Below are 13,104 nucleotides of genomic sequence, written 5' to 3' on the forward strand. Positions count from 1 at the left end.
TAAATATAAACTTCTAGAAAGTATAACTCTTTATTTCTCTTCCACCTCTAAACTTCCAATATAATAGTAACTATTATGATAGATACAACTTACATTTTTAAAGCCGATTGTTATTATATCATAAAATATATTTATGTAAGTTATCAAAGAAGAAAAGTTATCGTGAATCATTTGTGAAGAAAATGTGAAATACATAAATAAAAAGGTATTACGTTATTACGTAACACCTTTAAAAAAATATCCCTCTTCTATTTCTCTTCCGGATAATCACAATACTCGATAATCGTTCCTTCAGTATCCGCTGGGTTAAGATAAATTAACCTTCTACCGTGCTTATTAATGCGTAGTGTATGCTCTAATGTCCGAATACCTTGTTCTTTTAACTCTTCTAGAGCCACATCTAAATCATCGACACGATACGCAACGTGATGAACACCTTTACCTTTTTGTTTAATAAAACGGGCAATTGGAGATGTCGTATTATTCGTCGGTGCAAGTAATTCAATTCTATCTCCATCCACTTCAAGAATGGCTACTTCGCTTTCCACACCAGGAGCTTCACTTACGTAACGATCTATTAAAGTTCCTAGTAACACATTTTCATAAAAACGTATCGTACTATCTATATCACGAACTGCGATTCCGATATGATCAATTGTTTTTTTCATTTTATTTCCCCTACTACTTTATTTTTTCTCATTATTAATAGTAACAAAAAAAGCTATAGAAACAAGTTCTATAACTTTTTTTATTTAACCTATTTTCTTATCCGCTCTAGTTGCTGGTTGAACTTGGTTTTTCACTTTTAAAATGCTAAGTCCATATCCGATAAATCCACCGATAATCGCTGGGAAGATCCAGCCTAATCCTACTTCCTGCATCGGAAGGAATTTAGTGAACACTTGGCTTACTACTTCAATGTTAACTCCAGCTGCACTTAATCCATCGAATAAGCTGATGATAAATGTTACGATTAAGCTCACTTGATAAACTTCAGCTCTTCCTTTGAATAATGAATGGAAGAATGTTAAGAAAATCAATACGATTGCTAGTGGATAAATTGCTGTTAATACTGGAACAGAAACTGCGATTAACTGTGTTAATCCTACATTTGCAACAATTGCACTAAATACACATAGCGTGATTGCAATTGCTTTGTAAGGAACATTTGGGAATAACTTATGGAAGAATGAAGAACATGCTGATACAAGTCCCACACTAGTTGTTAAACAAGCTACTGTAATCATTAATCCTAATAATACTCCGCCATATGATCCGAAATAGTAGTTAGAAACTTTCGCTAATACTTCTCCGCCGTTCTCTAAATGTCCAAGCTTTGCAACACTTGAAGCACCCATATAAGAAAGTGCTGTATAGATAATTGCTAAAATAGATGCTGCAATAATTGTCGCTTTTGCACAAACGACCATAATTTGTGTTTTCGTTTTCGCACCTTTTTCTTTAATAGCATTGATAATGATAATCCCGAATACGAATGATGCAAGCGTATCCATCGTTAAGTATCCTTCTTGGAATCCTTTAAAGAATGCATGTGATGTATAAGCTTCCACTGGTGCTTGCATATCTCCAATCGGATGTATAAAAGCAACGATTACTAAAATACCGATGAAAGTCAACTTAATTGGTGTTAAGATTTTTCCAACAATATCGACAATTTTCGCGGGATTTAGCGAAAAAAAACAAGTGATACTAAAGAATATAATTGTGAAAAGAATTAAAGGTGTAGAACCTACTCCTTCTGGCATAAACGGTTTAAGACCAATTTCATAAGAAACATTTCCTGTTCTCGGTATTGCAAATAACGGACCAATCGCTAAGTATAAAACTGTTGTAAACACAATCCCAAACACTGGGTGAGCACGACTAGCTAACGACTGCAAATCATCTTTACCTGAAAAACCAAATGCTAGCACACCTAGTAATGGTAATCCAACACCAGTTACTAAAAATCCAGCGTTAGCAATCCATACATTCTCTCCTGCTGATTGACCAAGCATCGCTGGGAAAATTAAATTTCCCGCTCCAAAAAATAGTGCAAATAACATTAATCCAATAACTACTATGAACGAAAACGGTACTTTATTCGCCATAATATAACCCCCATTCAAGTTTCCTTATCTCATTTTCCAATTTTAACTAATTGAATTTTCTGAATATTTAATTTAAGTATCAACTATTCTTGAACTCATTATAGTTTGCTATATAATATTTTGCAATACTATTTTCGAACTTTTCTTTTATTTTATAAATATACATTTTTTAACATGAAAAATAGACTAAAAAACCAACATGGTCATCCATGTTGGTTTTTCCATTTACTATCATGAATTAAAATTTTGCTGCTACTTTTTTAACGTTTTCTAGACCTTCTTCAACAATTTGTTGTGAACGATCTGGATATTGATTGTGTCCTTCAATTACAACTGTCTCTGGATTTGTAATTCCCCAGAATCCAAGTACCGTTGTTACGTAATTAACTGCCATTTCCATAGGAGCCATTTGCTCTGAAGAGTAATCTGAACCACGAGCACCTAACACAACTACTTTTTTACCACCAACTAAACCTTCTGGGCCATTTGCTGTATATTTAAACGTTTTTCCAGCTTGAGATAAGTATGAAATATATGTGATTAATGGCGCTGGTACTGTAAAGTTCCATAATGGGAATGCAAATACAACCTTATCAGCTTCTAAAAACTGATTTAAATATTGATCTACTGTAGCAACTGCCTTCTCTTCTTCAGCAGTTAACTCCATGCCTTGGCTACGTTTATATCCACCTGAAATCGCGATATTTCCGTAATAAGGAAGATCTAATGCAAATAAATCTAATTCCGTAATTTCTGTATTTGGATTTGCTTCTTTATAAGTACTTACAAATGTTTCATACATTTTTGAACTAACTGCTTGCTCCGCTGGACGATCGTTTGCTTTTACAAATAATACTTTTGACATTTTTTTATTCCCCTCTACATTCGTATTTTCTTCTTTTTTACCAAATAATGAGCTAAATAGTCCCATTTTCTTCACCTAATCTTTCTTTTCATATTCATTATTCATCATCATAAAAATTCTTATTCTAAGAAAAAGTTCCAATAGATACCTTAAGTTACGCTATCACAACTTTTTGTTATTTAATTACCTTATGTAAGTGATTGTAATATAGTCACTTACTTTAGTCAAGTAACTTTTAATAAAAAATAAAATCTCAAATTAAAAATATTAACTAAAATACAATTGAACACCAAATACATCTTTATTACTTGTATAATAAACTTTGAGAGGAAAATTCATATATAGAAAGGATTTATTCATGAGCACTATAGAAAAGATTCAAACTTTTATTATTCTTTTTGCTGTTACATGCGGCATCGTACTCGGACAATTTAATATGATACATACGTATTCAGACAAATTTATTGTCCCCTTCTTATTTTTCATGCTATATGGATTATTCCTCAGCATTCCATTAAAAGAAATAAAAAACGGATTTCGCAATTTAAAATTTGCTGGAACAAGTCTTACTATTAACTTCTTATGGACACCTTTACTCGCTTGGGGGTTAGGAGCACTATTTCTTTCCGATCATCCAGCACTTTGGGTTGGATTTATAATGTTAATGGTTACTCCATGTACAGATTGGTACTTAATCTTTACTGAAATAGCGAAAGGTAATGTAGCACTTTCTACTGCAATTTTACCTGTAAATTTAATTTTGCAAGTACTGCTCCTTCCCATTTATTTATTTTTATTTGCTGGTGTCATGAAAACTGTAGCGATTTCTGTTTTAGTAGAAAGTATTGTTATCGTAATCGTCTTACCATTTATACTTGCACACGCTACAAAGTTCATTATGAATAAAATGAAAAAAGCTGAAACTCTCGAGAATAAACTCATTCCGTTTTTCAGCTCTGCTCAAATTGTATTTTTAAGTTTAGCAATAGTAGCGATGTTTGCATCACAAGGTAAATATTTACTGCAAAATATGAATGTCGTTTTATTATTACTCGTTCCTGTTCTATTGTTCTTCATCATTAATTTCTTACTAGGACAATTTATCGGGCGCATCATGCATTTATCTTACAAAGATACAGTAAGTCTAAGCTTAACAACGTTAGCAAGAAACTCACCTGTTGCACTCGCTATCGCTGTAACAGCTTTTCCAGACAAGCCTCTTATCGCACTTGCACTCGTTATTGGACCGTTGATTGAGTTACCGGTACTAGCTTTTGTTTCACAAGTTTTGTTGCTTATTAAGAAAAAACGGCAATACGCATAATAAAAACCGTCCCATTTTGGGACGGTTTTTATTATGGAAAGATTACATACAACACTTGCTTCTTATTTATCAATACAAATGAAATTACCGAAACTACAAACGTAATAATACCAATTGTAATAAAGTGAAACTTTAATCATTGGGGGTTTTGTTCATCCCCCAATGATTATTAGCCCTCACCACTCCCGCATTAACAGATCCTTTCTAATTAAAAATGATAGGAAACGTAAATATAACGAAAGCTGCCCAAAGTCCGTATATTGGCAAATACTTCGTAACGGCATCTTGGATAGCTTTTAGTCCTGATTTATTTTGCAAGAAACGCATATAGGCAAACATAATCCAAATGAGATTTGCCCAAATCAGTATGTTTACTCCTAAAACAGCAAGTCTATTAGGTGTAATCCCGTAAGAAGAAAGTCTGAATACTATGGCTGACAATGCGACAGTGTCAATAATAAGCGCCAGAACAATTAAGGAAAAATTTATATAATCTGAAATGTTCTTTTTCTCGTCCGAGTCACTCTCAACGATAGAAAATATAGTAACAGCCAATACGACAAGCAGTATTCCGTTGAAGGCCATTAGGAAATTGCGATCCAAGAATGGATTTTTCCCGACCCAAATTACCGTTATAAGATAGATAAGCAAGGTAATCAGGACGAGAGGACTAAAAATTTTAGATATGTATGGTGTAATATTTTTAGCAAGCTTAAGATTCATTGATACTAAGTATGCAGTCACAATAGCGAGAGCCGCTGCTCCAAATAAAACAACATTACTAAAATAGAATTCTCCTATATCTAAGTCAACAAAGCTAAATAAACGCATGGTGAATACCGCAAGTATCATTCCGCTCACTGCCATGCTCCCGTAGAGAAGACAATATTCTAAATTAAATTTAATATAGGCTAATCTTGTACTGCCTTTTGAATATTCATTTCCTGTAAATGCAAGCCCTACTAAGACCCATAAAAATATAGGAAGATGTAAATACGCAAGTATGGTACTGTCTTTATAATTTACTGGCAGCGTATTAAGATAATACCCGGAAATTAGGAACAACGCTGCAAGGGAATAAATAATACTTTTTTTCGGAGTATTATTGTAAACAAAATAAGCAGCAATAAAGGGAATTACACCAAAAGCCAAGTTAATTGGAGCAATTGCTTCCTGCTCAACAAAGTGGAAAATGATCCTGGTGCTTATGCCGGCCAGAATAGCTAAAAGGCCCATGAATAAGAAACCTTTTTGAAACAAAGATGTTTTTTCTTTATTTACTTTCTCCTTGAAATGCAACCTTTCATACCAAGCACCTAGAACTTGAGAATCAGGGTTTTGGTCCCATGCTTGTGAGAATGCTTTTTTAAAAGCTTTCGGATCTTTTCTATACATCTTCTCCAACTCATGGGGGTTATCCATATTTTTAACAATCAAATTGTTAATGTTCATAGTTATACCTCCTCTAATTTTAAAAATAAGGTTGTTACCTTTTAACAAAAGCACCTCACTCATTTATTATGATTTTGATTTTAATACAAGTTTTATCGTTTTACAATAAAAAAATATCATTTAAAGACTTTTTTTTATCGTTAAATTTTATATTAAAGAAAAACAAAAGAGCATGACAATTTTATGTCATGCTCTTTTAACAAATTAATTCTCAAATACAAAGTTAATCTTATTATCTTTCCACTCTAATTTCGCATCAAACGTTTTCTCGCCCTTTTTAAAGCCTTTAATTAAATCCGTCTTTTCACCTTTTAAGAGCTTTGTCATATTCTTTTGCGAAATTGTTTTACTTAATATCTTCTTTGAAATGGTGAAATCACATTGCGTTGTATTATAGTTAGAACAACCGTAAAACGTTGACTTATCAATTACATCGCCATCACATTTTTTACAGCTACCAACCTTTTTACCCGTTGTAAATTTCGATCCTTTTCGTTCAATCGATTCAACATGTAGTCCAGTGAAATCCCACTTCTCAGACATTTCCACTGCATCTTCAATAATTTTAGCTGATAGCTTTTTCGTCTGTTCCATAAATGTAGCTGGTGAAGCTGTACCTTCACCAATTTCCGCAAGACGTTGTTCCCATTTCGCAGTCATTTCTGGTGAAGCTAGTATTTTATCACCAATTGCGGTAATTAATACTTTTCCTTTATCAGTCGCATACACTTGGTTTTTCTTTACATCTATATACTTACGGTCTTTCAGCATCGTAATAATACCTGCGCGAGTCGCTTCCGTACCTAAACCTTCTGTTTTCTTTAATACTTTCTCCAGCTCTTCATTCTCTAAATACTTACCAGCTGTTTTCATTAACGTAATAAGTTGTCCTTCTGTATAGCGCTTCGGTGGCTGTGTTTTTCCTTCTTTCACTTTCACCTTTACAACTTTTCCTTCTTCGCCTTCAGCTACAATTGGAAGAATGGTTTCGTCATCTTTATCGTCTTGGAAAATAACTTTACGCCAACCTTCTTGAATTTGCTGTTTTCCTTTTGAAATGAATTCAGCACGTTCATCTACAAGCGTTACAATCGTTGTATAGTCAAAGATTGCAACTTCATAATGAGCTGCAATAAGCCTTCTTACGATCATATCGTATATTTTCTTTTCATCACCTGATAGTCTGCTTGGGTTTGTAACTTGCTCTGTCGGAATAATTGCGTAGTGATCTGTTACTTTCTTTTCATTTACATAACGCTTGTTATTCATAATGGATTCAACCGGAGCCGGTAATAAGCCTTTATATTCATCAAACTGACTTAACTTCTGTAAAATATCAGGGAACGTCGCTGCTTCTCCTTGTGTAACATAGTTAGAATCTGAACGTGGATAAGAAACAATCCCTTTTTGATAGAGTGCTTGCGTTATATCAAGCGTCTTTTTCGGTGAAAACTTAAAGGCTTTATTTGCCGTTGCTTGCAGTGATGATAAGTTAAATAAAAGTGGCGGCTGAAACTCTTTACGCTCCGTTTTCATTTCCTTCACAACAGCCGGTTTCCCTTGGCAAAATGCCGCAATTTTATTCGCCATATCAGGGTCTTTTAAGCGGGATTCATTATCCTTTTCCCATTTTCCGTCATATTTCTTTCCTTCTATATTAAAGGTTGCAAACACTTCCCAGAAAGGCTCTGACTTAAAGTTTTCAATTTCTTTCTCTCGCTTTACAATCAATGCTAACGTTGGTGTCTGGACACGACCAGCAGAAAATATATCATTCATTCCTTTTTTCTTTAGCAAAATACTAAAGACACGTGATGCATTCATACCAACAACCCAGTCAGCACAAGATCTTGTGTATGCTTCGTAATACGTATTAATTGTATCTGATTCATCAAGTAGATTTTTAAACCCTTGGTAAATAGCTTGCTTCGTTAAAGACGAAATCCATAGACGCTTCATCGGCTTTTGCACGTTACAAAGATTAATAATATTTCGTACGATCAGTTCCCCTTCACGCCCAGCATCGCCTGCGTGAATAATTTCTGTTACCTGTGGATTATGTAACAGCTGTTTCACAACGTTAAACTGTTTATACTTCGACTTTGTTACTTCAAATTGAAAACGCTCTGGAATCATCGGTAACGTATTAAGTGACCATTTTTTCCACTCTGCGTGATAATGCTCTGGATTACATAACTGCGTCAAATGACCAATTGCCCATGTACAGTACGCTCCATTTGGAAATAACTCATTCGCTTCTACCTCTAAATATCCATCTTTCCGGCGATATTTAAACTGTGAAACAAGAGCCAACCCTTGATCTGGTTTCTCGGCAATAATTAATTTCATTTTATAACTCCCTATCTGTATTCCAGTGTTACTTTCATTGTCTATATGTTTAGAAGCGATGATAAAACAACAATCTTATTTATCATTCGCGGTTTGTCTCGCAAATGTGAGACCTATAATATTATACGCTTATTCTTTATGGCTTCACAATAGAAACTCATAATATAACAATTTCTTTCACATGCTTATAATTAAAAAAGACGCCCTAAAAAATCAAACGTCTCTTTGCCTACATCTATGAAATTGTGCAGATAATATGCAGATATTAATAAGCATAAGTACCCTCCATATAAACATATGATGAAATGAACGATAGGACAAGGAGGTATCATAATGTTTGCTTATACGTTAACTACCTTAACACTTTGCTGTACTTCGATTCTTATTACATCCTATATTTCCAAACGTAAGGGTACCCTAATGGAGTATATGGTATTTATTATGTCTTTTAGTATGAGTATCGGTTTAAGTATTGGTTTTTACTTAGGCATTCTCTTTAAGGAGGAATTACTATATTCTACTTTGCTTGCTATTTCAATTAGTGGTTTTATCGGCTTTTTAATCGGTCTACGTTTTCACCTATATACCGCTTTAGAAGGAATGTTCTCTGGATTAATGGCAAGTATGATGGGAGCAATGATTACAGAAATGTTAAACGCTCAACAAGCTCATAGTATATTGTTCATTAGCCTTTTACTTACTATAACGATTACTATGTCCTGTGTGATTCAATTATTATCGGAGAACTTTTCTACTTTTATCCAACAGCGTTTTTTGTCATTACTTTCAATTAGTGTAGTAATTATCGTTGCCGTATTCGCGACATTCCCAGATCATACTCCCTCACCTACATCCGGGCATGATCAACACATACATTAGTACTTGCAACAAAAATGAATAAGCAGTTATCCATAGGATAACTGCTTAATATTACTCTGGCTTATTAGGAATGTTTCGGTTTGGAACATAATCCGATTTGTAATCTGTATATTTTACTTCTGTTACCATCCCAGCTGAAGCATGGTGTAAATCATGACAGTGGAACATCCAATCGCCCGGATTATCTGCTACAAAGGCTACTTCATATTCTTCTCCCGGTTTTAAGTTCAATGTATCTTTCACAATTGGAGAACCTTCTATCGGTTTTCCATCTTTACTCAATAACTGGAAGAAGTGACCATGTAAATGCATTGGATGATCGTCCATTTTAGAACCATTTACTAATTTTACTTTTACTAAATCACCCTTTTTTACTTGAATTGGGTCAATATCTGGAAATACCTTTCCGTTAATTGTATATACCATTTCATTTCCATTCATTTGCGTATTTAAGTCCATATTATATGTGGCAGTATACTCTTGATTTAACGTGAAACTACCTAATTTTTTAGTACCATATTTCATTATATCTACTTTCGGTAATTTTTCTTTTTCGTCTGTTTTATCTTTCATCTCTTTGCTGCCATCATACTCAATAACAGCTTTCATTCCTTTTGCACCTTTATTTTTCGAATGGTCTTCAACATACCATTTCCCAGGATTATTAGCAGTAAATTCAATATCATAACGTTCACCCGGTGCGATTGAAATTACTTTATCCTTTATAACTTTTGGATCGTTTATTGGTTGACCATCTGTCGCAATTACTTTTATATCATGGCCATGAACATGTATATCATGTGATAGATAACCAGCATTGACGAGTCTAAGACGAACGTTATCTCCCTTATTCACTTTTAATGGCGCTACTAAATCACCGCTTTTTCCATTGATTGTGAATAAATCGTACATACTCATATCATGACCTTCCATCTTCATATTTCCATGGTCCATTCCTTCCATATTACTAGAGTCTTTTTTATCACTGCCCATGTTCATATCAGAATGAGCCATGCCGTTCTTATCATCATTCTTTTCCCCATTTTCATTACCTTTAGATTTATTACCTATTTGTCCTTTTGTCATTTCTTTTAACTGCTTATTCATTTCTTCTTTATCTGTAACCCATTCATCCAACATTAATGTGTAATCTTTATCATATTTTTCCTTTGTATCTTCTACAATGAGCGCTCCATACAAACCTCTATCTAATTGATTTACAGAATCTTGATGCGAGTGATACCAGTACGTTCCTGGTACGTTCGCTTCAAATTCGTAAGTGAAACTTTTTCCTGGTTCAACTGCATCTTGTGTCACGCCTGGAATTCCATCCATGTTATTTGGGATAGGATATCCATGCCAATGAATAGATACTGGTGCAGATAATTCATTTTTTAATGTCACTTTCACCTTTTCACCTTTTTTCACCCGAATTTCTGAACCAGGAGATGAGCCATTAAATGTCCAGACTGGAACAATAACACCGTTACTTAATTTTTGCTTTTCTTCTTTCGCTATTAAAGTAACTTCTGGTCCTTTTTCAACTTTCAATGGTGTTGTAGCTGTTTCAGTCTGTAGTGTTTTTTTATCATTCATATTTTTATGATCATTTGTTATATTTGTCGTCACAGAACAGGCAGCAATTAAAAATATTACAGAGACTGTAACGGCTGTTAATACAAATCGCTTCATGGAAAATCCCTCCTTTTTCTTTTTCAAAATCATTATAGAAGTTGATTTTCAAGAAAATAAGGAGATGTAATTAGATCTTACGTAAGCTAATTGGAAGATTACTAAAAGCGGAGACATTACAAGAGGCGAATATTTTAGTAATACAAAATATTTTCCTTGTAGCGACTATACTAGCCGTTCTCGTATTTGTTTTGACGTTATTTCTTAAGAAACAATAACACTGCTATTATTAAATAAGAAAAATGTAGCTAAAATGCTCTTCACAAAAGAACTTACATTTTTGTATAATAAGAACTAATGTTCCTTACAAGAAGACAATAGACTCAAATTACACAAATATATCAAATAGAAGAGGATTGATATACGATGAAAATTGATAGACCAAAAATTTCACCAGAGTTATCTTCAAAGAATTTTCAAGATATTTTTTATGAAGAAGATCCAACATTGGAAGTGTGTGAAATTATAGACTCCACTTTCGAAAATGAATCTGTAGATAGAGTGCGATTATATGATGCGGTGATAAAAAACTGTAAGTTTACTAATACAGACTTTAGCAATATTGATATTACAGATGTTTGTTTTGAAAACTGTGATTTATCAAATGTTAATTTAAGCAATTCTTCTGTTCACAGAGTCGAATTTAAAAACAGTAAATTAATCGGAGTAAATTTCACAGAATCTAGCTTAGGAAATGTTAAATTTGAGAATTCAATTTTGAATTTAGCGGCATTTGGAAATTCCAAACTAGAAAAAATCATCTTCAATGAAACTTCATTAAATAATGCAGATTTTTTTGACTGTAAACTTAAAAAAGTTGAATTCCAATTATGTAGTCTTGATGAAGCTAATTTTGATCAGACATCACTGAAGGGGATAGATATTAGTTCTTCTACCTTTGATACACTTACAGTTTCAGTGAACGATTTAAGAGGATGTAAAGTATCAACATATCAAGCTGTTCAGTTTGCTACTTTATTAGGATTAATAATTAAAGATTAGTATTTCGAAGAAAAGAACCCTATCCCGAATCATGGATTTTTTAATTGTCCACGGTTCGAGATAAAGTTCAAATAAATTAGTGATGACTCTTTTATTATTTAACTACAGCTTGGTTTCCTTTTACATGTTCATTATTTACACTCATAAATTCTTCAATTTCTTCAACTTCCCTAATGATATCTTTTGACAAGTTTTCATACCCGTCTTTCGTTACAAGAATGTCATCTTCAATACGAATTCCAATTGATTCTCCTTCAATATAAAGACCAGGTTCAATTGTTATAACCATACCTTCTTCTAACACTCTATCTTTATATGTTCCTACATCATGTGTATCTAAACCAAGGAAATGGCTGACACCATGATAATAGTATTTTGATAACTCTTCATCTTCTTGAATTAAACCAATTGCTTTACACTCTTCTGCCAGTACCTTTTTTGTATGCTCATTTAATGCAGCGAACTTTAATCCTGGCTTAATAAGCGCTGTTGTTTCTTTTAATGCTTTTAATACAATATTATAAATTTGTTTTTGACGACTAGAGAATGTTCCATTTGCCGGGAATGTATAACTAATATCAGCGTTATAGTAGTCTTTTTGAGCACCTAAATCTAGTAATACTAAGTCACCATTTTGAATTTGTGCATCATTATCTTCATAATGAAGAACTGTAGCATTTTTCCCACTCGCCAAAATTGTATTGAACGCATGGTGCTTAATGCCAGATGATTTCAGTGTAAAATCAAATTGAGCTTCTAATTCATACTCCATCATGCCTGCTTTTGCATTTTTTAACACATTGTAAATACCATCTTTCGTTACAGCAATCGCTTCTTTAATAATTTCAATTTCTTCCTCTGTTTTAAATACTCGTAATTCACAAATGTTCGGATATACATTACCAATTGTTACGTGTGGGTATTTTTCTCTTACATGTTTAGCAAATGCTAATGTTTTTGTCTCCGTACCATTCCAATCACGACGTTCTATATCTAAATATAGATGCTTCGCATTTTCTGTAAAAAGTATATTTGACATTGTCTTTTCAAAGCTATCTAAATATACAACTTTCTTTATACCTGAAATTCCCTCTGCTTCTTCGCTAGAAACTGTCTTCCCAACCCATTTTTCCATTACTGGATCTGATTTTTCAATGAAAAGTGTTTCTTCTACACTATTCCCAAACTTTTTCAGCATAAAAATAACATTTGGTTCATCGATTCCCGTTAAGTAGTAAAAATTACGATTCGGTACAAATTTATAATGTGCATCAGCTGACATATGCGGTGCTTGTCCCGCAAATAAAATCGTAACGGATTCATCAGGTAATGTTTTCGTTAGTCTTTCTCTATTTTGAGCAAAAAATGTTGATTTCATAATAATCCCCCTAGTGTTCTATGTATGCTTGTAAAGCTAATTGTCCTCTGTT

The 13,104-nt window shown here is 33.4% G+C and carries 10 protein-coding genes; 3 read left to right on the plus strand and 7 right to left on the minus strand.

The features are described 5' to 3' along the window. Window positions 1–248: 248 nt before the first annotated feature. The 3 genes from ACTFR3_RS07415 to ACTFR3_RS07425 all read right to left on the minus strand — a co-directional run bounded on the left by ACTFR3_RS07415 (window position 249) and on the right by ACTFR3_RS07425 (window position 3,042). Entirely contained in the window at window positions 249–668 is a 420-nt protein-coding gene (locus ACTFR3_RS07415) for a VOC family protein (RefSeq protein WP_000750850.1), read from the minus strand. 84 nt (window positions 669–752) lie between these two features. Then, a complete protein-coding gene (gene brnQ / locus ACTFR3_RS07420; protein WP_001284786.1) occupies window positions 753–2,111 on the minus strand; it encodes a branched-chain amino acid transport system II carrier protein in 1,359 nt (452 codons plus the stop codon). 238 nt (window positions 2,112–2,349) lie between these two features. Beyond that, complete coding sequence (locus ACTFR3_RS07425; protein WP_000522528.1) at window positions 2,350–3,042, minus strand: FMN-dependent NADH-azoreductase; 693 nt, start codon at window positions 3,040–3,042, stop codon at window positions 2,350–2,352. 292 nt (window positions 3,043–3,334) lie between these two features. On the opposite strand from ACTFR3_RS07425, the gene ACTFR3_RS07430 reads away from it, so the two are divergent. Next, on the plus strand, window positions 3,335–4,300 hold the full coding sequence (locus ACTFR3_RS07430; protein WP_414208948.1) for an arsenic resistance protein: 966 nt from the start codon (window positions 3,335–3,337) through the stop codon (window positions 4,298–4,300). A 204-nt stretch (window positions 4,301–4,504) separates the two neighbouring features. On the opposite strand, the gene ACTFR3_RS07435 is transcribed toward ACTFR3_RS07430, so the two are convergent. Both ACTFR3_RS07435 and topB read right to left on the minus strand, forming a co-directional pair. Then, window positions 4,505–5,752, minus strand: a complete 1,248-nt coding sequence (locus ACTFR3_RS07435) for a DUF4153 domain-containing protein (RefSeq protein WP_440044322.1) — start codon at window positions 5,750–5,752, stop codon at window positions 4,505–4,507. Between the two features lie 204 nt (window positions 5,753–5,956). Continuing rightward, window positions 5,957–8,101 carry a DNA topoisomerase III gene (gene topB, locus ACTFR3_RS07440; RefSeq protein ID WP_440044323.1) on the minus strand — a complete coding sequence of 715 codons (2,145 nt, stop codon included), beginning with the start codon at window positions 8,099–8,101 and terminating at the stop codon, window positions 5,957–5,959. A 333-nt stretch (window positions 8,102–8,434) separates the two neighbouring features. Here topB and ACTFR3_RS07445 point away from each other — a divergent pair, with 333 nt between their 5' ends. Continuing rightward, the gene (locus tag ACTFR3_RS07445) at window positions 8,435–8,980 is read left to right on the plus strand and encodes a hypothetical protein (RefSeq protein ID WP_000458537.1); all 546 of its coding nucleotides are present in this window, start codon (window positions 8,435–8,437) and stop codon (window positions 8,978–8,980) included. Between the two features lie 51 nt (window positions 8,981–9,031). Here ACTFR3_RS07445 and ACTFR3_RS07450 read toward each other — a convergent pair whose 3' ends face one another. Next, window positions 9,032–10,672 (minus strand): multicopper oxidase family protein, encoded by a 1,641-nt coding sequence (locus tag ACTFR3_RS07450; protein WP_440044324.1) that lies wholly within the window; start codon window positions 10,670–10,672, stop codon window positions 9,032–9,034. Between the two features lie 366 nt (window positions 10,673–11,038). Here ACTFR3_RS07450 and ACTFR3_RS07455 point away from each other — a divergent pair, with 366 nt between their 5' ends. Beyond that, window positions 11,039–11,674, plus strand: a complete 636-nt coding sequence (locus tag ACTFR3_RS07455) for a pentapeptide repeat-containing protein (protein ID WP_000687270.1) — start codon at window positions 11,039–11,041, stop codon at window positions 11,672–11,674. A 94-nt stretch (window positions 11,675–11,768) separates the two neighbouring features. Here the strand turns inward: ACTFR3_RS07455 and ACTFR3_RS07460 are convergent, their stop codons facing one another. Beyond that, window positions 11,769–13,052, minus strand: a complete 1,284-nt coding sequence (locus tag ACTFR3_RS07460; protein ID WP_000842981.1) for an aminopeptidase P family protein — start codon at window positions 13,050–13,052, stop codon at window positions 11,769–11,771. Window positions 13,053–13,104 lie beyond the last annotated feature (52 nt).

The organism is Bacillus cereus group sp. MYBK14-1, from assembly GCF_051916885.1.
Classification (GTDB): Bacteria; Bacillota; Bacilli; order Bacillales; family Bacillaceae_G; genus Bacillus_A; species Bacillus_A cereus.